We start from the raw sequence: 21,526 nt of genomic DNA on the forward strand, positions 1-21,526 counted from the left end.
AAAGACCGTCCCCTAAGGGACGGCCATCTATTCTATGAAAAGCAAGTTTTGCTATGTTTAACTATCTGCTTGCTTCGAGTCGCCAAATTAATCGTCAAATAATTTGCTTACGGAAAGTTCGCCGAAAATGCGAATAATGGCTTCGGCCATAAGCGGTGCAACTGACAAAACTTTAATTTTATCTATTTTCTTACTGTCAGGCAAAGGAATTGTGTTCGTAATGATCAATTCCGTAATATTGGAATCTTGAATACGCTGTACAGCCGGATCGCTTAAAACGCCATGAGTACAGCAAGCATATACGCTTTTTGCGCCAAGCCGCTGCAGGGCTTTAGCACCTTCGGTCAAAGAACCAGCCGTATCAACAATATCATCAACAATAATTGCATTTTTCCCTTCGACGCTGCCGATCAAGTTCATTACTTCAGCCACGCCTGGTTCGGGGCGGCGTTTTTCAATAATAGCAATCGGCGCTTCCAAACGGTCAGCTAATTGCCGCGCTCTTGTTACACCGCCAAGATCTGGTGAAACAACAACTAAATCACCCAAGTTTTTAGAGGTAATGTAATCAGCCAAGATTGGACCGCCAGGCAGATGGTCCACAGGAATATCAAAAAATCCCTGAATCTGACCAGCATGCAAATCCATCGTAACAACACGAGTCACACCAGCGGTGGTTAACAGATTCGCCATAAGTTTGGCCGAAATAGGTTCCCGTCCCCGTGTTTTACGGTCTTGCCGCGCATAGCCATAGTAGGGAATGACGGCAGTAATATGGTTGGCTGAAGCCCGTTTCAAAGCATCTACCATGATCAAAAGTTCCATGTAGTGATCATTCACCGGCGTGCAGGTAGGCTGAATAATAAATACATCGGTACCACGAACGCTCTCGCCAATCATAACCTGTGTTTCCCCATTATTAAAATGCCCTACGGAAGCTTCCCCTACGGCGATTCCTAAACAAGCTGCAATTTCTTCAGCCAGCTTTTTGTTGGCATTGCCGCTGAATATGCGCAGCCGTTTACTGTCATCTAACATCACTTGTACACCCTCCAAAATTACTTTCTTTTGTTTTGCATTTTTTCGGTCCATCCCGGCAAAATCGTCTGCCGACTTCTTGCCACTCCTAATGCTCCCTTGGGAACGTCTTTCGTAATCGTCGATCCTGCCGCGATAAAAGTATCGTCCTCAATCGTAACAGGTGCCACCAAATTGCTGTTGCAGCCAATAAAAGCATGGTCGCCAATGGTTGTCCGATGCTTTTCATAGCCGTCATAATTGACTGTAATCGTACCACAGCCAATATTTACATGCTCACCCATATCGGTGTCGCCAATATAGCTTAGATGGGGCAGTTTGGAACCTTTACCTATTGTAGAATTTTTCACTTCCACAAAGTTTCCCACTTTAACGCCAAATGCAAGATGCGTATCAGGCCGTAAGTGAGCATAAGGACCTACAATAGCCTGACTTTCCACCGTGCAGTCATGGGCATAGGAAAAGTGGATCGTGACGTCGTCACGAATGCAGCAGTTCTGCAACCGACTGTTCGGCCCAATTTCACAGCCACTGCCAATCACCGTATCCCCCTCAATCCAGGTAAAGGGATAGATAATCGTATCCGGACCAATCGTCACCGTTTCGTCAATAAAGGTAGAGTTCACATCCATAATCGTAACGCCTTGATCCATAAGTTCATCAAGTTTACGCTTACGCAATACTAATTCGGCTGCCGCCAATTGGCGCCGCGAATTAATCCCGCTTGTCGCCTCATAGTCAGCAGCGGCTACTGCCCAAACCTTTTCTCCAGCCTTTGCCAAGATAGCGATTACGTCAGTGAGGTAATACTCGCCTTGCGCATTATTGCAATTCGTTGCGGCAAGCGCCTTAGCCAACGCATTTTGTTCAAAGCAGTAGATCCCTGTATTGATTTCACGAACAGCTAGTTCTTCCGGCGAAGCGTCCTTTTGCTCTACAATCTTTACTACTTGACCAGCTTCATCGCGAATCACCCGCCCATAGCCAGTCGCATCCGGCATATGAGCCGTAAGGACTGTCGCTTTGGCCCCGGCTGCCTCATGCTCTGTGAGCAAATTTTGCAGCATCTCTACTGTAAGCAATGGCGTATCGCCGCAAAGCACCATAACGGTTCCTTCCCCAGCGGGAATCTGCGGCAGCGCCTGCAATACAGCATGCCCCGTTCCAAGCTGCTCTTTTTGCTCAGCAAACATAGCCTGTCCCGCTAAAGCCTGTCTCACATGATCGCCGCCAAAACCGACTACAACAATCTGCTGGGAAACACCAGCTCCCTTTGCCGCATCGATTACATGCTGTACAAGCGACTTACCGCCGATCTTATGAAGGACTTTCGGCAAGGATGATTTCATCCTTGTTCCTTTGCCCGCAGCTAAAATAACCGCCGTACAGGGGATATTCGTCATCTAAATTCCTCCTGACAGAAAAATTCGCAAAAGTGCACAACGAGTTCTCTTCGACAAAAGTCTAACTATTCCTTCACAGAATAGTTAGACTTTACAAGATTTCTTGTAAAAAAATAGTATCTTAAATCACCGTAACTTGATACCCTTCGTGTTGCAGCAACGCAACAATTTCGGCTGTATGGCCGCTATCGCGCGTTTCCAAACTGATTTCAAGCACAGCCTGGCCAATCGGAACTTGGCGTTCAATCCGATCATGCAGCACATGCACTACATTTGCTTTGGCTTGCGCAATCAGCGCCAATACGTGCTGCAACGCCCCTGGTCGATCAGGTACAAGTGTGGCAAGTTTCACGCGCCGTCCTGATTGGACCAGACCGCGTTCAATCATTCGGGCAATAAAGTTCACATCAATGTTACCGCCAGAAATGAGGCAAACGGAATTCCCTTTAAATCTTCCCTTGCTCTTTAGCGCCGCCGCCAAAGACACTGCGCCAGCGCCTTCGACCATAAGCTTCGACCGTTCCAACATTAACAAAATGGCAGCGGCAATTTCTTCTTCCTCCACAAGCACAATTTCATCAATGGTTTCATCAATAATGGGAAAGGTTAAATCTCCGGGAACTTTAACGGCAATCCCGTCGGCAATCGTCGTCGCATCACATATAGGCGTAAGCACATGACGCGCTTTGGAAAGATACATACTCGCCGCACCGCTGGCTTCCACACCAATCACTTTTACGTGAGGCGCCTTGGCTTTGATATAGGCGCCGATTCCCGCCGCCAGACCGCCGCCGCCAATGGGCACAAAGATCTGATCTACGTTGGGAAGTTGTTGCAAAATTTCTAAACCAATCGTTCCTTGACCGGCAATGACCTGTGGATCATTAAAAGCATGGATAAAGGTCAAACCTTCTGTTTCCTTAAGCTCTGCCGCCTTTTGATACGCCTCGTCATAACACGAGCCATAAAGTACTACTTTTGCGCCATAACCGCGCGATGCCATAACCTTGGCCAGCGGCGCTGCTTCCGGCATAACAATCGTAGCAGGAATATTTTGCAGCCCTGCCGCATAAGCGACTCCCTGCGCATGGTTTCCCGCTGAAGCGGCAATAACGCCATGACTTTTTTCCGCGTCTGATAAAGAAGCAATTTTATGATAGGCACCGCGAATTTTAAAAGAGCCTGTCTTTTGGAGATTTTCGAGTTTCAAATAAATCGGCTGACCTGCCATTTCACTAAAAGTTCGACTGCGGTCAAGCGTCGTAAAGTGAATGGCATCCTTTAAGGTTTCATAAGCAAGCTCGATATCCTGCGCCGTTACCGTTTTCATAAAAAATCCTCCCTTTGCCTATTTTACAATACGGGCCGAATCTGCACAGTTTTATTATGCTCATTGACGCTTTCCAAGATAAGCAACGCCGTATAATTTTCAATCATCTTCACTTCTGGTTCCTGTGTCGCCACAAGAACGCCAACGCCCACAGCCTCAGCGCCAACCTCTTTGGCTAAATCAACCATGCCAGCAGCCGTACCGCCAGCTTTCATAAAGTCATCAATAATCAAGACTCTAGCGCCATCGCGAATCGCCCGTTTCGGTAAAGACATGGTCTGAATCCGCCGGGATGAGCCTGTCACATAATTAATGCTTACAGCCGATCCTTCGGTTACGCGGCTGCCGCGGCGTACAATGACCAAGGGAACGCGAAACGCTCTGGCCGTCATAAGCGCTAGAGGAATTCCTTTGGTTTCTACTGTCATAATATAGTCGGGATTGGCATCACGAAACCGCGTCAAAAAGAACTCACCGACAAGTTCCATAAGCCCAGGATCAAAGAGCAGGTCTGACATATATAAAAAACCGCCGGGAATCATCCGTTCTGCTGTACTCAAGCGCTCAGCAATCGCCGTTAACTCCCTAGCGATAACAGCTTCAGAATGATACGGCAGATAACGAACGCCGCCAGCTGCACCAGATACGGTTTCTAACGTTCCCATTTCAAAATGCTGTAACGCTTGTTTAATTGTCAGCATATCTTCACTCAGGGTTGATTTTGCCGCTGTAAAGAGCCGATTAAAATAATTTAACGGAAAGAGTTGATGGGGATGGTCGACAAGAACTTTCGTCATTGCCACCAAACGGTCCATTCTCCGTACTTTATCCATGAAAAGTCCTCCAGTTTACCTAAAATTCCGAACATTAACTGCTAAATTTCTATTTTTATTCACTTTCTCTCTTTTCGCGGTAAATCCTGCTTATTTTTTCGGCAAAAAAATAACTATCAAGAGGATTCCCCTGATAGCTTCTCTTTTATGTTTTATAAATTGCTTTTGTCTTGCTAACTCTATAATTAAAATCGCCTTCGCTAACAATCAGAAGTTTAATTTGTTAACCGCCGTAAAAAAGCAGTAGCCGTCTCCAAATCCGCCGCCTTATCAATATCCATAGCCACCAAAGGAAACGGACCATTGATCACCGCGCCCTGAAAACCCAACAATGCCGATGCCCGTTCTTCAATGTGCGACAAGGAAAGCTGCCCCGCTAAAAAACGTAACAGAAAAGAAAAACCTAAAAAGCGGCAAAGCGCTACAGGCTGTTTACGATGCTGAAGTAAATAGTCGGCTTGTTTAATGCATTGCGGTAAAACGGCTGGATTGGCCAAAAAAAGATTGCCGCCCGTAAACAACCCATCCTTAAGCTTCACATAGGTTCTTTTAGTCGTGCGAAAGGTTTGATCCATAATCGCTTTCGTGACAATAGGATAATACAAGTCGGCTGTACCAGGCAAAGTAGCTGCAAAAAAATCACGGACAGTCTGACCCGTCAAAAGCGGAATATCGGCGGAAGCAATGAATACTTTTTGAGCCGCTTGCACCTCGGCCAACCCTCGCTGCAGACTTTCTAATAACGTAGCACCGCCTGACACAATCGAAACAGCGGCAGGGAAAGCGCAGGAAGCAAGCGTAGCGATGTCGATGTCGCCCACTACGATAATTCGCTTGACAAGATCGCTCGCTAGCAGTGCCTCTATGACCCAAAGCACCATAGGTCTTCCGGCAATAGGCAGCAACGCGCGCTCTTTCGTTTGAGTAATTTCATATAAGTCATGACCACTTTGTCCGCCAGCCAAAACAATAGCGTCTAGTTTCAAAGCCCTGCGCCTCCTGCGACGTCAGGTTAAACCTGACGCCGATGGTTCATATCTAGGAGTAACGTTTGTTCGGCATTTTCCATATGTTCACGCGCTAATTTCTGAGCTAGTTCCGGATCGCGGGAAGCAATGGCCTCGACAAGGCGGCTATGCTCTTCCAACGTATTTTTAATTCGGCCCGGAAAAGCCATAGAAATAGAGCGAAACCGTGTAAACTGTTCGCGAAGATTATTAATGATCCCAACAAGTCTATCATTGCGACAAGCCCGATACTGAATATCATGAAACTGGCTATCAAGCTCAACAATTGGTTCCATATCGTTTTTCTCGATACATTCGCCGATTTGCACTAAAATTCGCTCAAGCTCTTCTAACTCTTCATCAGTAATTCGCTCTGCTGCCAAACCGGCTGCCAAAACATCCAGGGCTGTACGAATTTCAAATACCTCATTGACATCTTTAATTGATAAATCAGCTACATAAGTGCCGCGCCGAGGAATCATAACAACAAAGCCTTCCAGCTCCAGTTTACGAATCGCCTCTCTTACAGGCGTACGGCTTACGCCAAGTTCCTCAGCAAGCTGAATTTCCATAAGCCGTTCTCCCGGCTGCAGTACCCCGCTCGTAATCGCCTCACGAAGTGTTTCACTGACCACTTCCCGTAAGGGCTTGTAACTATCTAATTTGATCGGCAATAGACGCCTCTCCATCTTACACGTTCCTCCCCACAACATTTTTCACCACAGTAATAAATAAATCTTCTTTGTCTTGCAACTGTTCAGCGGCAGCCAAAGCCTTGTCTCTAGTGGTAAACAGGGCAAACACCGTCGGGCCACTGCCTGACATCAACGTCACAAGCGGCGCCGCTTGAGCAAGCTGCGCTTTAATAGCGGCAACTTCAGGATAATGCGCCAGAGTAACTGATTCCAATACATTGGCACTGCTTTGCACTAAAGCCTGCATATCGCCACTAGCCAAAGCTTTGGTCATGACCGCTACATCAGGGCGGCATGAAACTTTTTCAGCCGAGTAATTTTGATAGACCCAGCTTGTCGCCACAGCAAGCGACGGTTTCACCAACAGAAACCAGAGGGGTGGCAAATCGGGCAAACGCTGCAGCTGTTCGCCGCGTCCTGTAGCCAGCTGCGTCCCGCCAGTTAGGCAAAAGGGCACATCAGAACCGACTTTTGCACCAATTGCTTCGAGCTCTGCCTGCGACAAGCCAGTTTGAAATAATTCGTTCATCCCGATTAATACGGCGGCCGCATCAGAACTGCCGCCAGCCAATCCCGCAGCCATAGGGATTTTTTTATGCAGTGTAATGTATACGCCAGCCGATAGCGAACAAGTCTCCTGAAAAAGAGCGGCCGCCCGATAGGCTAAGTTGGACGGTCCGCCTGGCAAATCGCTACGATCTGTACACACCGTAATTCCCGATGGCGCCGTTTCCAGCGTCACCTCGTCATACAAATCAACAGACTGCATAATCATATTGACGGCATGATAGCCGTCGGAACGTTTATGGAGCACATCAAGAGCTAAGTTAATTTTGGCATAGGCCTTTACTTCTACCACGGCATCTCCTTATTCATTCACTTGGCGCAAAGCCGATTTCGGCTTTTACGCATCCTTGTCCTTCTATTTTACAAAGTCCTATTCGACAAAGTCAAGTAAATGCCTGCTCAACAGGCTCGCTTTCGCCGGAAAAAGAGTGAGGATCCGCTGCGGCTTCTGCTTCATAAGCTGTTACGATTTCATCAACCAAGCGATACTTCTCATAAAAGATAACAATTAAATCTCCTGCCTTAGCCTGCGTTAAAGCCGCTCGAACCGCTTCTGTTTCTGAATAAATCACTTCAATCTGCTTGGCCGTAAGCCCGCCTTCCATCATTCCCTGCCGCAAAAGTGCAGCTACTTCACCGGGACGGCGACCGCGCAAATCCTCATCTTCCTTAATAATTACCTTGTCAAAACCGCAGCCAGCTTTACGTCCGATATTTAAAATGCAGCTATCCTGCCGATCGCCTGGCGCCGCAATGACGCCGACAAGTCGTTTCGCGCCAAGCTGCTTCACTGTCTGAATTAAAGCACTGTAGCCTGCTGGATTATGACCATAGTCAATACAAATTCGCACAGCGCCTACTTGCCGAATCGTCAAACGCCCTGGATTTTTTTCAAAGGAAACGAGTCCTTCCTGGATTTTTGGCAGTGGCACCCCTAAAGCAAAGGCGGCAGCAGCGGCAATTAGCGCATTCTGTACATTGTGCAAAGCGGCTCCACCTAACGTAATCGGAATTGTATGAATCGGTGCAACTGGGCGCGCTTCATTGCCTTTTGCCTGATAAATCATATCATTTTTAACAAAAAAGGCTTCACCGCCGACACCCAAATGGCGCCGTACAATCACATTTTCAGCGGAAAGACTGAAATAAAGGCATTTCGCTTTTACCCGCTTAGCCATAGCAACTACTTGCGGATCATCGGCATTAATCAAAGCGGTACCGTCAGGTTTCACTCGCTCCAGCACCAGCGATTTAATATAAGCCATATCATCAAGACTTTCGATGCCGTATTGCCCCAAGTGGTCTTCCGTTATATTTGTCACAACACCGACATCGCAAAAATCAAAGGCAAGGCCCGACCGTAAAATTCCGCCACGGGCTGTCTCAAGAACCGCAATCTGCGTAAGCGGATCCCGTAGTACAACCGAAGCGCTAGCCGGACCGCTGCGATCGCCTTCTTGAATACAGGTATTGCCAATAAAGATTCCATCTGTACTCGTCATTCCCACAGTAAAACCTTGGCGACTTAATATATGGCTTACGAGACGTGTAACTGTAGTTTTGCCATTCGTACCCGTGATCGCCGCAATGGGAATCCGCCCTTGGCTACCGTCGGCAAAAAGCATATCTACTATGGCCCCAGCCACATCGCGCGGTTTCCCTGCCGACGGATATAAGTGCATACGAAGTCCCGGGGCCGCATTAATTTCAATAATCGCTCCCTGACCTTCCAGTGGCTGACAGATTGTTTTGGCTACCACGTCGACACCCGCTACATCAAGTCCAATTAAGCGGACGGCCCGTTCTACGGTAGCGCGAAAGGCCGGATGCAGCGCATCCGTCACATCCACTGCCGTACCACCTGAACTAATATTGGCATTCTCTCTGATAAATACAAGGCGTCCCGCTGCCGGAATACTGTCAGGACTTAGCTGTTGCTTAGCCAAAGTGCTTAAAGCAACGGCATCAAGTCGAAGTTTGGTCAGCGGTTTTTCATGTTCTTCGCCCCGCAGCTCATTTTCGTTCTCCTTGGCGACAAGTTCACGTACCGTGTGCAGTCCATCGCCAAGAACCCGCGCGGCCAAACGTTCCGCTGCCGCCACGACCTTCCCGCCCACCACACAGAAGCGATACTGATAGCCTGGCACATATTCCTCAACCAGCACCGTATCACTATAGACTGCGGCCGCCTCATAGGCGCGTCTTAGCTGCGCTTCACTTCGTATGTCTAAGCTCACGCCGCGCCCTTGATTTCCATTGACAGGTTTTACCGCTACAGAGCTGGTAAACAGCGCCGCTTTCGTCGTCGCTTCTTCCCAGGAAGATACGGCAAAGCCGCGCGGCACAGGAATAAGATTCTGGGCTAACAGATGATTTGTCAGTTCTTTATGACAAGCCACATCGACTGCAACAGCACTGCTTTGATCCGTTAAAGCCGCCCATATTTTCTGTTGCTTACAACCATAACCTAACAAATACAAACTGTCGCCGTCTAGCTGTGTAACTGGAATATGGCGCTTCTTCGCTGCGTCAATAATTGCTTTTGTACTTGGCCCTAAAGCATATTTTGCTGCTGTTTGCTTAAGCTCTTGTACAAAGCTTTCACCAAAAAATTTCTTTTCCGCCAACACTAACCGCAGCAGCGCCTCCGCTAATTGAGCCGCTTGCAGCCCCACCATTTTTTCCTCATAACTATAAACTACATCGTAGTGTCCTGCGCCTTCGGTTCGACGCGTTTTGCCAAAAGCAACGGAAAAGCCAGCTAAATTCTGCAGTTCAATCGCGACATGTTCAAATACGTGAGCTAGATAGGTTCCCTCCCGCAATCGTTCCACAAAACCGCCGGGATAGCCCCGCGAGCAGCTATGCTTCGCCAGGGAAGGCAGACATTGCAATAGGCGCTCTGTAAAGCCGCCTATTTCCCGAGTCGATACAGATTCGTACTTCCCAATATCTACAATCGCCTTGATCACTGGTGAATAGCTGTAAATATTGGGGCCGTCAATCGACCGCAATGCTAGGATATGCATGAATATATGCCACCTCTTTTAGGAATTAACAAGATAAGGAACACGATTTTTCAGATCAAAACCAAAGCCAGAAGGCAAAATATGAACACGCAGGTTGGTAATTGCTAAGGGATCAAGGGGATTTGATTCGGAAATATTAGTGTGAAGAATCTGCTTGCCATCAACAATCGTTACTGTCTTTGAGCCAATCACCCGACATTTCGCATTATCAGCTACCACCAGCGCCGTATCCTCATCAATACCGACTCCCAAAACAAAGGGATTTTGCGCCACAGCTGACAACAGACGATTCATCCGGCCGCGTTGAGCAAAATGCTGATCAATAACGACTTCTGCCAAAAGTCCCATGCCGTGTGCCATCGTCATAGCCTCTTTCTGCGCCGACTCATTGGCTTCGCCCTCTACAATCATCGTATCGCTCATAACCGAAGCGCCCGCACTTGTTCCAGCAATCACGACACCGCGTCGATAGGCCCGGCGAATGGCGCTTTCGACTTCTGACCCGCCAAGGATACTGGTAAGCCGCAGCTGATCCCCGCCGGTAAAAAAAATGCCAGTAGCCTCTAAAATCATTTCCGCCAAAGGACTGCCATTGGCTGTCTCACGATTATTAATGTATAAAATGGACGATTCCTTAGCCCCTAACGACAAAAACAAAGTACGATACTCTTCGCCCAACTCCCGAGGATATTCACTGGCGGTAGTAACAATCACAATACGTGACTCCCGGCCTTTGGCCATACGCAAAAATTCCTTTAAGATCACACAGGAGTCTTCTTTGTCTTCATTGCCGCCAATAATCATCAGGTTACCTGCTACTTTTTCCCCCATGACGGACCTCCATTTGCCTAGTATAGCCATATTTTTGCCAAAGAGCGGCTCTATTTATGCAAAAAGAACAAAACACAAAAAAACCATTGTTGTCATATAAGTAAAAAAAACAAACTGTTCGCATAAGAAGGAGGAAGTCGCATGCTAATTCGCATCTCGTTTACTCCCCCACAATCCCGGTGGAAGGAGAACCCAACTACAGAAATCCCCTTGGACACCCGAGCCTATAGTCAAGCGAAAGCAAATCATATTCTCATCGAAAAATCGCGCCGCCAGCTTTCCCTGTTGCAGGGAAATCGGGTCTTCCGCCAATATCCTATCGCCATTGGCAAACCAGGTACGCCAACGCCAGTAGGAAATTTCGCCATTGCTGTAAAAGTTGTAAATCCCGGCGGAATCCTCGGCACGCGCTGGCTCGGCCTGAACTATGACACGTATGGCATCCATGGCACTAATAAACCCTGGTTGATCGGCCAACAAGTGTCTAATGGCTGCATTCGCATGCATAATTCCCATGTAGAGGAACTATTTGGCCTGACCTTTGTCGGTACGCCTGTGGCGATCCGGGATTAGTCGGCATAAAGCAGCCACAATATCCTTTGCTAAGGCGCGTCGCTTAATGAGAAATAAAGCGAGCGCCTGTCGTTCAAGCGAACTAATCGCCCATGTAGCGGGAATTTTTTGGATCATCTCGCAAAAATCACGATCTGTCAGTGAACAAAACCGTTCTTCATACGGTAAAAAATCAGTGGAATACAAGATTTCCCGCAATAAAAAGCCATACAAGCCAAACGAATTGAGCACAATTTTTTCGGCTTGACGCAATAGTGACTCTACTTGCCAGCGCCCGCGATAGAATAAATGAGAATGATCAATTGCATAGATTCTTGCACCCGTCTTTTCCCGGCAAAGCAGCAAATTACGCCGATTGCGCGTTCGGTCAAAATTGTGAAACAAATGATCGAAAAATAAAATTCCGGCCATTTCGCGGCGATTCACGGCGCCAGAAGCACTTCTCGCCGTTACGTAATAGGCTTTAGGTAAAAACTGAGATGCAAAGTGTTCTGTTAGCGCTACTGGCTGCCGTAGTTGCCGACTTAAACCCGCTGCTATAGCAGGGTCAAAAGCAATCAAATCACCAGGAGGAAAACAGAGCTGAAGTTTTTGGCCAAGTTCTTTCGCTAAAAACTCATTCACAAGTACTTTGCAGCCCAGAGGATTGGATTGCAATTTAACCACATAAGAATTGCCATCATCAGCCAAAACCAATAAAGGACGCGTCACGCCTCGATTCATTGGCCGCAAAAGCTTGATCCCCTGTAACATCACCATCACCTGCTTTTTTTATGCATTGATAAGTAAAAACAGCACCTACCGGTGCTGTTTTATTATCCCTTTGGCGCCGTGGGCATTGCATTCAGCAGCCAACTGGCAATCCAGCCTGTTGTCGTGCCATCAGGCAGAACGACACGATTCCAGCCGAAAGCACTGTCTTTTAATGTAACCACGTCGCCAGTATTTACCTTTGTAACAACAGGGAAAGTGGTCCCTGGTCCTGTACGCACATTCACATTCGTTCCTTTTACTGTAGCTGTACCTGCTACGGTCCCCTGCGTCGTACCGGCCACAGGCTCCATACCAGAGATCATCATATTTTCCGGTATATAGCCGCCATAGTCGCCGCCACCAGTCTGTGAGGCTGAAACAGTGTTGCCGAACTGCCCCAACGCCGAGGCTGAATCATTTAGAGAACCTGATGCCGTAGTCGTTTCTAGTGTCCCAATTTCATCAATGGGCGATAAAGCATATACATCAAGCGCTGTTGTTGTCGTGACTCTGGTCCAGAATTTAAGTACAATGGTAATATGGACTTTCCGGGGATCACACCAACAGTCAAAATCATAATCAATAAATTCTACTACTACATCGGCTGTAGCATTCATGCCTGGCGCTGCACCCGGTAGGGCAATATCTCGGGTAAACCGGATGTGTTTCTTCTCATAAGCAAAGACAGGCTCATCAGGCAAGTCAGCTACATACATAACTTTGACTTCTAGATTACCGCGAATAATTACCTTATCAAAAATCAAATCGATATCAGTGATGCAGACATCTTTCACGTAAACATCAATGACTTGTTTGATATTAGGTCTATCACTTGGTAAAACAATATCAAATTCGACGACCCGCTGGTTCGTACCAGCGCCAAGTACCTGCTCGACATCAATGGTTTCCGGTCCTGGCTGCGGGCAGCCGCAAAGAACATCGGCGGAATCGACTGTTCCGGTACCGCTCACCGACGTCACCGTTGTCGTTGTTGCGCCCGTCGATCCTGACGCCTGTCGGTTAAGCTCCTCTTTCATCACTATCCCCCCTTTACGCTCACTTTTCCCGCTCAGCCTTTGGGATTTGTCGGAACAACACCATAATTGAGCTGCACTTCCCTGTCAGCCATTACTTTTGCCACGATTTTAAGTACAACGGATACGTCAAATTCGCGCAAATGGCAATGATGGTGATGATGGTGTCCGTCACAATCGTCGTCGCAGTCATGGTGATGATGATTGTGGTGGTGATCGTCGCAGTCGTGATCGCAGTTGTCCGTATCGTCATCATCAGGATCATCGCAATCGTCATCGTATTTTTTGAAGTTATAAGCGCGGTTATAGTAATCATCATCCACATCATAATCGACAAATTCAATGATTACACTGGCATCGGCATCCATGCCGCGGCGCGCTCCCGGTAAATCAATATCCTGCGTCCATTTAAAATGCTTAATTTCAATGGCATGCACCGGCAGGTTCGGCAGATCGGCCACATAAATCGTCTTAATTTCAAATTCGCCGCGTACGATGACCTTATCAGTAATAACATCAACGCTATTGACCTCGACATCTTTTACGAGAACATCAATGATCTGTTCAATGGCTGGTTTTGCCGCTGGAACGGTCACATGAATATCAAGAACCTTTTGTTTTTCCTGTTCTCCAATTACCTGCCTGACAACAATCGTTTGCGGACCGGTCTGTACGCCAAGCGTACAAGGGTCGCCATAAGCACGAAGGTCTTTTTCGTCCACGCAGATCCCTCCTTTGAATACTCTTACCTTACCTATATGAGCAATCGCCTCATGATGTGAATCCTTGCCGCAAGGCTTAGCAGGGATTTCGGCGGTTTCTTCAGGCTTTGTTCATTTATATGCAGGAAAATCGCCCTCGGTGCCTTAATAATTCTAATAGCCGCCAAAATTTTCGTTTTGATACTACTTTTAAGGAGAGGATCATTCATGTCACGCCATTCCACAGGATTCTTGCTTCGTATCGGCCGCATTCTCTTGCGCAAAATGGCCAAAAAACTTTCCCCCTCTATGTATGAATACATATCTCTCAATCTGCCGCATATTATCAGACAATATATCTGGGTCGCTGTCGGCAGCATGATCGGCGGTATCAGCATTAACACTTTCTTCGTACCTCATCACCTTTTGAGCGGCGGAATCAGCGGTATTGCCATGATCATCTATTTTCTCTTGCAAACACCGATTGGCCTGATGACCACGCTGTTAAACATACCAATCTTTTACTTAGCCTACCGTATGCTCGACAAAGAGTATGTCATCGGCGCCCTCTACGGTCTGCTGATTTTTTCCGCAGCACTTGATACTACAAAGTTCTTGGCTGATTATAATTTTATTGATGATATTTTATTAGCCTCCGTATACGGCGGCATCTTAAGCGGCATTAGCGCCGGCCTCATCTTTCGCGTCAATGGCAGCAGCGGCGGCCTCGATATTATCGCCGCCATCATGAAACGCTACTACGGCTACAGCATGGGGTCCGTCAGTTTCGCCATTAACTGTGTAATCATGGTCATTGCGGGGATTCTCTTTGGCCCTAAATCAGCTATGTATACCTTATTCGCGATGTATACAACGTCGGTATTAACTGACAAGGTTGTTGAAGGCTTTAACCGCCGTAAAACCATTATGATTATCTCTGATAAACACGAAGAAATCGCTACAGCCGTCCTAAGCCTGCTTGGCCGCGGCGTAACGATCTTAAAAGGGGAAGGCGCTTTTACGCGCCAAGAAAAAAAGGTTCTGTATATTGTTGTATCTTTTACTCAAATTGCTAAAATTAAGCTACTTGTTGAAGATATTGATCCATCATCCTTTATGATCGTCCAAGATGCTGCCGAAGTTTCGGGGAAAGGCTTTACTCACTAGCAAGCGGCACCAACGCGACGCCTGCCTCATATTATGTAAAAGACTCCCCACTGAGTAACAAGGAGGCCTTTGCATGAATGAGGAAAAAATGTATTACCAGTCCAAAATGGAAGAATGGGACGACATGAAAGACTGCTGTCACATGAAAAAGGAGCCTAAATTCATTTCCTGCGCTCCGAAGAAAAAATGTGTAAAAACCTTTGACTGTACCTTTAAACTCTACCGTATGTGCTATTACCGCCTGTATAAAGTCTGCCATGCCTGCGGCCATGAATATGATTTTTATCAGCACCGCGGGACGTGTCCGCGCTGCCAGAAAAAATTCTTTCATATGCACACAGCGGATCTATCCTATAACGAATATGATATGGACTAAGTAAAATAAAAAGGCCGTCTCGCAAAAACAAATCGTTTTTGCTGAGACAGCCTTTTTGATTATTACTTACCAATAAATTCCTGTACTACATAAACATCGCCTTTACCATCATAGGCTACGCCAATACCAATATTCGTATAGTTTGGATTTAAAATATTTGCTCGATGTCCGGAACTGTTCATAAACGCCGTTTCTGCTGCAGCAATCGTTTGATTGATCGCTAAATTTTCCCCAGCGGCCTTATAGGTAATCCCGGCTGCTTTCATTCGGTCAAAGGGCGACTGTCCTTCGGGATTCACGTGAGCAAAGAAATTTCTAGCAATCATGTCTTTGGCATAATTTTCACCCAAAACAGTTAAACGAGAGTCAACAGCTAGCGGCGCCAATCCGTTCGCTTTGCGGTCAGCGTTCATTAGTGATACTGCCTGTGCTTCCGCCGCCTGTACCGAACCAGTTGAGGCTGTGCTCGTCTTGGTGTTGCTGCTTGGTTTTGTCGTTGTTGTTGTACTTGTCGTTGCCGCCGTATCTTCCGCGGCACTCGTCGCTTGAGTGGAACCTTTGCCAGCGCTTGGCTGATGATCACTATGCCCGGCAGTCAGAGCCAAAAGACCGAGTAGCGCTAGAGCGCCCGCCCCACCAAACTTATTGCCTGATGGCTTGTCAGTCGCTTCTTTGCCGACTGCCGCTGCTGTATCAGCGGCAAAAGCAATACCGCCCCAGCCGAGCGGCAGTGAAGTAACTGTCAATGAAACTGCGAGAACCAACGCGCCTGCCTTTTTCGTTACCGATTCTGTCAGAAATTTTTTCATATCATCTACCCTTCTAGCGAGATAAAGATCTCACAAAGCTAGTAATTCGCGCTAGAAGGGAAAAACCCTGTTAACATAACGTTGGTAATATTAGTAAGGCGTCTTCGGCAGCCCCAAGCGAAATTTTCCCCTTGTTTCAATACCGCCGACGCCCTCAACGCCAGTCACAGAGGAAGTAATCGTATCACTTAAATTAATGGCCTGATTAATGGAAGTAAAAGCGACTTTTTCAGCAATAAACACGGGGTCATAGGCGTGAATAAAAATGCGCGTCGGGGAACTGGCAAAATTAGCGCCAGCAGCAATAATCGCTTCAAAGTAAGACTGACAGGCCCCGGCAAATATCACCAGTTCATCACGAGACGGACATAGACTGCGCACATTGAGAACCGACTGCACAAAGTGCTTGGAGTTACGATAATTCTCTATATTGCGGCAATCCTTTTTCCCATTGCCGCTTAAAGCGTCATGACCCGTAATGACCAAAATATCAGGCCGATATTTCTTCACTACGGCGACAATCTGTTCGGGTTGATTGGCCTCACTAATCCATTCGCCATCAGCTTCTAGGTTTAATTGACGATATGTTTTCAAGCACATTTTTAAATATTCCTCGTCACCATCAATATGCAAAACCCTACCGGGAATATCAAAATAACTATATTTTTTCCGATCACCGCGCCAGAGATTTGGCATCCGATCAGCGGATCTTCGCTCCATGACGCGACTTAGACAATCACTGCGCTTTTCTTCCAGTCTTTTAATTTCCACCCGTAAATGCTCGGCGTCGACTCTCTCTACATCATCAAGCGGCGCATCGGCTAATAACCGCATATGAAGTCCTTTTAGCACACAGCTAGGTTCATATTGGTCCTGCTCACAGATATCCATAACCTTAAATACAATATCGCCGCCATGGGATTTACGAATCACTAAATCGCCCACTGCAATCGCCACAGGCATCCTCCTCCCCTGCATTATAGTATGCGACAGGATTTTGCTTAGCTACAAATCTCCCGGCCGACACTGTGACCAACAGTACGATCTTTCAATATACTGTAATAATCCTGCCAGGGTAAAAGCCTTTGAGGTGATGTCCTTGATCACAGTTGTCATTCCTGCTAAAAACGAAGCAGGCCGCATTGCTACGGTCATCCAGAATGTATCACTGCTTCCTGTCGATCATATCATTGTAGTCATCAACGGCGCCACAGATAAAACGCTCCGAGACGTACTGGAACTCCCGGCAAAAAAAGTCCAGCTCCTCTATTTCCATGAAGAACTGGGCATTGACGTTCCTCGCGCAGTCGGCGCCAAGCTGGCCTGTTCGCTAGGCAGCGATACGGTCCTCTTTGTCGATGGCGATATGGTAGGAACCTTTAATGAAAACCTATTAGAACTTATCGAAGGAATTACTATAAAACACTTAGATATGGCCCTGACCAACTGCTATCCATCGCCGCCCCGCCATATTGAACGCTACAATCCAACCTTCCAGTGGCGCTATAATTTAGCCAAAGAACTCGGCTTCGAAAAAAAGCTGGGGCTGGCAACACCAGCCCACGGTCCTCATGCTCTATCTCGCCGTTTCTTAGAAACAGTCCCCTTGGCGGAACTGGCTATTCCGCCTGTCAGTCTGGCCTTAGGACGTCTGGCAAAACTGAAAATTGATATTGCCGCAACAATTCCCCACTATCGCCTTGGCTCTTGTGTCAAAAATTGCATTCATAGTCAGTTGATTATTGACACCATTGTCGGCGACTGCCTGGAAGCTATTGCCGCCTTCCACGGCAAAGAAAGAAACCGTTTATGGCAAAATAAAACCTACCTGGGTTATCACCCAGGCAGGCGCTTTGATGTATTAAAGAAATTTTTAGACTAAGCTGCCCTCGAAGCTAACCCAAGTTTTGCATAGCCGTATAGGCGTTCGCGAGATCGCCAAATTCCTGAAGTGATAAAGTTTCGCCGCGCCGACTGCCGTCAATAGCAGCGCGATGCAGCATTTCTTTCACTTCGTCAGCGGAAAAACTGCCACTCTTTAAACTATTTCCTAGTGTTTTCCGGCGTTGGGCAAAAGCGGCCTTTACAACACGGAAGAACAGTTTTTCGTCGGCAACAGCGACTGGCGGCGCCGTTCGAACGCGACAGCGAATCACCGAAGAAGTAACAGCAGGCGCCGGAATAAAGGATTTCGGCGAAACATCAAAAACAATCTCTGGCTCTGTATAGTACTGAACAGCCACAGACAAAGCGCCATAGTCTTTGCCGCCAGGCTTTGCCACCATCCGTAGAGCCACCTCGCGCTGAATCATCGTCACTACGAGCGAGATTGGCAGTCGTTCTTCTAACAGCTTCATAATAATTGGTGTCGTTATATAGTAAGGCAGATTTGCCACAACTTTGTAAGGTGCTGTCGCCATTTCCCGGGGAATGTCAATTTTCAAAATATCGCCGGGAACAATTTTTACATTGTCATAGGCATCGAGCGTCTTTGCCAACACAGGCAACAGTTTTTTGTCGAGTTCGACAGCAACCACTTGCGCCTCTGTTTCGGCAAGGCCTTGTGTTAAAGTTCCAATGCCAGGACCGACTTCTAAAACATGGTCGGTTGCCTCTATTTCAGCGGCAGCTACAATCGACTGAACAACAGATGGATCAATTAGGAAATTTTGTCCTAGCTTTTTACTCATAGACAAATGAAACGTCTTTAAAATATGCAGCGTTACGTCGCGCTGGGCAATACAGGGAGATTTCATTGTTCATCCTCCATTTGTCGCAGTGCCGCCTCATAGTCCTCGCGAGTCACGCCGTAATGATTCAAGCGCTGCAAAAAAGTTTTTCCATTGGCAAAGCCAATTCCTAAAATTTCACCTAACTGGCGGCGGCGCTCCGAAGCGGCGGCGCACCCTGTCAGACCATCACGATTTAAATCTTCTAAAGCAAACTCCGCTTTCGGCTCAAACAAAGTATAGCGAACCTTCTGCAAGGCTGCCTGAATGGACGCAGCGGAAGCCTGTTCGACGCCAATATCATTATGAGCGATTGCTTCTCGTCGGGGAATATAAGCATGCTGAGCTAAAGGAAAGCGCTTCATGAGATAACGGCGAATCCGTTCACCGGGGCTATCAGGATCTGTTAAAATAATAATTCCTCGTTTCTCATAAGCTTGTCTGATTTGTTCAATCGTATGTTTTAAGAGCGAGTAGCCGCCTGTAGCAATACAGTCAGCATCAACAGCCTTTTTTACAGCCACAATATCTTGTTTTCCTTCCACGACAATGACTTCTTTCAGCATGCCTTATTCTCCTTTATTCACAGAAAAAGCGCAGGGTTGCCCCTGCGTACCGCTTTTTCTGCAAGACTATTCGCCTAATACATAGACTTTTACAGTACGCCGGCCAAAGCCTTCCGCGCTACCGTAATCTTCCATGCATAAATCAATGCGGTCACCCACAATTGCACCGCCTGTATCAGCGGCTAAAGCCAGACCGTAGCCTGGTATGTAAAGTCGAGTACCTAAGGGAATTACCGAGGGATCGACAGCTACGATGCCACGTCTGGCAGCAATGCCACTGGCTGTAATGCCAGAACCACCGCCATCATAAGGCGTGTAGGCTGTCGCTTCCATATAAGCGATGCGACGAAATCTTAAATCGCCGCGCGAAGTCGGTACAGTATCACGCATACCGACCCGAATTACCTGAGGTTGGGGAGGTACAAGGATTTTCTCTGATACAACTTCGCTTTTTGTCATAACACCATCAGTAAAATGTTGTCTGACAGTCATTTCTTTTATTCCTTGACTTCCGTCACTTTCAACTTTCTCGATGCCTTTTTCCAAGGTAGCATCGCCTTGACGCACGACAGGAATTGGAGCAGCTACCTGTTCGGTAACCACTTTCTCTGACAACACCGTGACAGTAATCGTCATGCCAGCTGTTGGCAAAGAATCGGGCTGAGGGGAAATTTGAACCTGTTCCAAGGGAATCCCTAGGGAACTGACCACTTCCCGAACAGTAGGCTTACCGGAAACAACCTGGGTGGTTTCGCCGCGATAAATTACTTGTAATGGTATGGCGCGGTATACATGAATGTTTGTGCCGCTAACCAGTTTTTCCGTAGACAGTCGAACCTCATCACTTGGTTCGACCACTACTTTGGCTTGGCGCAATACATCCTGTACATTCGAATGGTAAGTAGTAACGGCTAGTTGTTTATTATCGACTGTAATAGTTACATTTTTATAGGACCATACAAACCCAGTTGCCAGTAGTGATGTGATGATCAGCATGAGAAAAACCGCTAATCTTTTCCGCCCCATTGCAGAAAAAATGGGCTTTGCATCACTCATTTAATACCCCCTTTCGTATTTGAGTTCAAATTTTAGCATAGGAATCAGGACTTTGTCAAGTTAGCCTGTCCTAATTTCTCTAGACATAGGTCTTTGGAGCCTGTCACAAAATGTCCTTATTTCAACTGTTACAGACCGAGTAAAGAGCTTGGCTATACTTTACTATATGCTAAAGGTACGGAAAATATGTGAAAAAGCAAAACGACAAAAAGAGGCGCAAAGAAAACGCGCCTCTAAACAGATTACTCATTCGATTGATTTTTAAGCAATGCCAAATAAATTTTGCAAATTATTCGTAGTTACGGCCATCACTTCTGACCGATCTATGGCACGTATCGCGGCAATTTCATCAACAACGTAATTTACATAAGATGGCTCATTACGTTGCCCGCGATAGGGATGTGGCGTAAGGTAGGGACAATCAGTTTCTACAACCAGCGCTTCAAGGGGTACTGCCGCTACAATCTCTTTCAGTTTACGACCGTTTTTAAAAGTAAGAGCACCGCCGATGCCTAGGTAGTAGCCTTTTTTAATCAGTTCCTTCGCCATTTCGAGGCTACCGCTGTAACAGTGAATAATCCCAGTCAATCCCTGGCCTTCCGCCTTTAACGCCGCCATCATATCACCATGGGCGTCACGAGTGTGAACGATAATGGGAAGCTTTGCTGCTTTGGCCAAAAGCAACTGGCGCCGAAAAACCTGCTGCTGAATTTCTCGCGGCGAATTATCGTAGTAGTAGTCAAGTCCAATTTCGCCAATCGCAAGGACCTTGTCTTGTTTTGCCCACTCCAAAAGAGTGTCATAATCACTTTCCATAACACTTTTTGCTTCATGGGGATGAACCCCGATTGCCGCGTAAATCATGGGATATTTTTGGGCAAGTTCCAACGATTTTTGTGATGACGCCATATCGGAGCCGATATTAATCATGCCAGTGACGCCAGCAGCGAGAGCCCGTTCAATGACCAGGTTTTGATCCTCAGCGAAACGGCTGTCATCTAAATGGGTGTGCGAGTCATAAAGTGCCAC

General features: G+C 47.0%; 22 protein-coding genes. 4 read left to right on the plus strand and 18 right to left on the minus strand.

Translation table 11 applies throughout. The annotated features are described in order from the left end of the window. Positions 1-87: 87 nt before the first annotated feature. The 9 genes from AC0NJP_RS05355 to AC0NJP_RS05395 all read right to left on the minus strand — a co-directional run bounded on the left by AC0NJP_RS05355 (position 88) and on the right by AC0NJP_RS05395 (position 10,733). The gene (locus tag AC0NJP_RS05355; protein ID WP_474039307.1) at positions 88-1,038 is read right to left on the minus strand and encodes a ribose-phosphate diphosphokinase; all 951 of its coding nucleotides are present in this window, start codon (positions 1,036-1,038) and stop codon (positions 88-90) included. A 20-nt stretch (positions 1,039-1,058) separates the two neighbouring features. Continuing rightward, positions 1,059-2,441 carry a bifunctional UDP-N-acetylglucosamine diphosphorylase/glucosamine-1-phosphate N-acetyltransferase GlmU gene (gene glmU, locus AC0NJP_RS05360; RefSeq protein ID WP_474699059.1) on the minus strand — a complete coding sequence of 461 codons (1,383 nt, stop codon included), beginning with the start codon at positions 2,439-2,441 and terminating at the stop codon, positions 1,059-1,061. 121 nt (positions 2,442-2,562) lie between these two features. Beyond that, the gene (gene ilvA, locus AC0NJP_RS05365; RefSeq protein WP_474699060.1) at positions 2,563-3,771 is read right to left on the minus strand and encodes a threonine ammonia-lyase; all 1,209 of its coding nucleotides are present in this window, start codon (positions 3,769-3,771) and stop codon (positions 2,563-2,565) included. Positions 3,772-3,794: 23 nt separating this feature from the next. Further along, positions 3,795-4,604 (minus strand): pur operon repressor, encoded by an 810-nt coding sequence (gene purR / locus AC0NJP_RS05370; protein ID WP_474039202.1) that lies wholly within the window; start codon positions 4,602-4,604, stop codon positions 3,795-3,797. Positions 4,605-4,819: 215 nt separating this feature from the next. Then, positions 4,820-5,590, minus strand: a complete 771-nt coding sequence (locus tag AC0NJP_RS05375; protein ID WP_474699061.1) for an NTP transferase domain-containing protein — start codon at positions 5,588-5,590, stop codon at positions 4,820-4,822. 26 nt (positions 5,591-5,616) lie between these two features. Then, a complete protein-coding gene (locus AC0NJP_RS05380; RefSeq protein WP_474039204.1) occupies positions 5,617-6,300 on the minus strand; it encodes a GntR family transcriptional regulator in 684 nt (227 codons plus the stop codon). A gap of 1 nt (position 6,301) precedes the next feature. Then, positions 6,302-7,165 (minus strand): 4-(cytidine 5'-diphospho)-2-C-methyl-D-erythritol kinase, encoded by an 864-nt coding sequence (gene ispE, locus AC0NJP_RS05385; RefSeq protein ID WP_474699062.1) that lies wholly within the window; start codon positions 7,163-7,165, stop codon positions 6,302-6,304. A 91-nt stretch (positions 7,166-7,256) separates the two neighbouring features. Further along, positions 7,257-9,902: a cyanophycin synthetase gene (gene cphA, locus AC0NJP_RS05390; protein ID WP_474699063.1), complete on the minus strand. Its 2,646-nt coding sequence runs from the start codon at positions 9,900-9,902 to the stop codon at positions 7,257-7,259. Between the two features lie 18 nt (positions 9,903-9,920). Next, positions 9,921-10,733, minus strand: a complete 813-nt coding sequence (locus AC0NJP_RS05395) for a cyanophycinase (protein WP_474699064.1) — start codon at positions 10,731-10,733, stop codon at positions 9,921-9,923. A gap of 141 nt (positions 10,734-10,874) precedes the next feature. Between AC0NJP_RS05395 and AC0NJP_RS05400 the strand changes: the two genes are divergently transcribed. After that, positions 10,875-11,306: a L,D-transpeptidase gene (locus AC0NJP_RS05400; protein WP_474699065.1), complete on the plus strand. Its 432-nt coding sequence runs from the start codon at positions 10,875-10,877 to the stop codon at positions 11,304-11,306. Here the strand turns inward: AC0NJP_RS05400 and AC0NJP_RS05405 are convergent. From AC0NJP_RS05405 to AC0NJP_RS05415, 3 genes are all read right to left on the minus strand, one after another. Beyond that, positions 11,259-12,059, minus strand: coding sequence for a HipA family kinase (locus tag AC0NJP_RS05405; protein WP_474699066.1), 801 nt, complete (start codon positions 12,057-12,059; stop codon positions 11,259-11,261). The genes AC0NJP_RS05400 and AC0NJP_RS05405 overlap by 48 nt on opposite strands. A 62-nt stretch (positions 12,060-12,121) precedes the next feature. Continuing rightward, positions 12,122-13,096 (minus strand): SPOCS domain-containing protein, encoded by a 975-nt coding sequence (locus AC0NJP_RS05410; RefSeq protein ID WP_474699067.1) that lies wholly within the window; start codon positions 13,094-13,096, stop codon positions 12,122-12,124. A gap of 32 nt (positions 13,097-13,128) precedes the next feature. Beyond that, on the minus strand, positions 13,129-13,815 hold the full coding sequence (locus AC0NJP_RS05415; RefSeq protein ID WP_474699068.1) for a DUF3794 domain-containing protein: 687 nt from the start codon (positions 13,813-13,815) through the stop codon (positions 13,129-13,131). Positions 13,816-14,022: 207 nt separating this feature from the next. Between AC0NJP_RS05415 and AC0NJP_RS05420 the strand changes: the two genes are divergently transcribed. Next, positions 14,023-14,961, plus strand: a complete 939-nt coding sequence (locus AC0NJP_RS05420; protein WP_474699069.1) for a YitT family protein — start codon at positions 14,023-14,025, stop codon at positions 14,959-14,961. Positions 14,962-15,034: 73 nt separating this feature from the next. Next, on the plus strand, positions 15,035-15,337 hold the full coding sequence (locus tag AC0NJP_RS05425) for a hypothetical protein (protein ID WP_474039213.1): 303 nt from the start codon (positions 15,035-15,037) through the stop codon (positions 15,335-15,337). A 62-nt stretch (positions 15,338-15,399) separates the two neighbouring features. Here the strand turns inward: AC0NJP_RS05425 and AC0NJP_RS05430 are convergent, their stop codons facing one another. Both AC0NJP_RS05430 and yabG read right to left on the minus strand, forming a co-directional pair. Further along, complete coding sequence (locus tag AC0NJP_RS05430; protein ID WP_474699070.1) at positions 15,400-16,146, minus strand: CAP domain-containing protein; 747 nt, start codon at positions 16,144-16,146, stop codon at positions 15,400-15,402. A 90-nt stretch (positions 16,147-16,236) separates the two neighbouring features. Beyond that, a complete protein-coding gene (gene yabG, locus AC0NJP_RS05435) occupies positions 16,237-17,109 on the minus strand; it encodes a sporulation peptidase YabG (RefSeq protein WP_474039215.1) in 873 nt (290 codons plus the stop codon). Between the two features lie 136 nt (positions 17,110-17,245). On the opposite strand from yabG, the gene AC0NJP_RS05440 reads away from it, so the two are divergent. Then, positions 17,246-18,028, plus strand: coding sequence for a glycosyltransferase family 2 protein (locus AC0NJP_RS05440; protein ID WP_474039216.1), 783 nt, complete (start codon positions 17,246-17,248; stop codon positions 18,026-18,028). A gap of 13 nt (positions 18,029-18,041) precedes the next feature. Here the strand turns inward: AC0NJP_RS05440 and rsmA are convergent, their stop codons facing one another. The 4 genes from rsmA to AC0NJP_RS05460 all read right to left on the minus strand — a co-directional run bounded on the left by rsmA (position 18,042) and on the right by AC0NJP_RS05460 (position 21,526). Further along, positions 18,042-18,902: a 16S rRNA (adenine(1518)-N(6)/adenine(1519)-N(6))-dimethyltransferase RsmA gene (gene rsmA / locus AC0NJP_RS05445; protein ID WP_474039217.1), complete on the minus strand. Its 861-nt coding sequence runs from the start codon at positions 18,900-18,902 to the stop codon at positions 18,042-18,044. After that, complete coding sequence (gene rnmV, locus AC0NJP_RS05450; RefSeq protein ID WP_474699071.1) at positions 18,899-19,441, minus strand: ribonuclease M5; 543 nt, start codon at positions 19,439-19,441, stop codon at positions 18,899-18,901. Before rnmV ends, rsmA begins: the two co-directional genes overlap by 4 nt. A 66-nt stretch (positions 19,442-19,507) precedes the next feature. Further along, positions 19,508-20,497, minus strand: a complete 990-nt coding sequence (locus tag AC0NJP_RS05455) for a 3D domain-containing protein (RefSeq protein ID WP_474699072.1) — start codon at positions 20,495-20,497, stop codon at positions 19,508-19,510. 261 nt (positions 20,498-20,758) lie between these two features. After that, on the minus strand, positions 20,759-21,526 hold the full coding sequence (locus tag AC0NJP_RS05460) for a TatD family hydrolase (RefSeq protein WP_474699073.1): 768 nt from the start codon (positions 21,524-21,526) through the stop codon (positions 20,759-20,761).

Source organism: Pelorhabdus sp. sgz311002, from assembly GCF_056134285.1.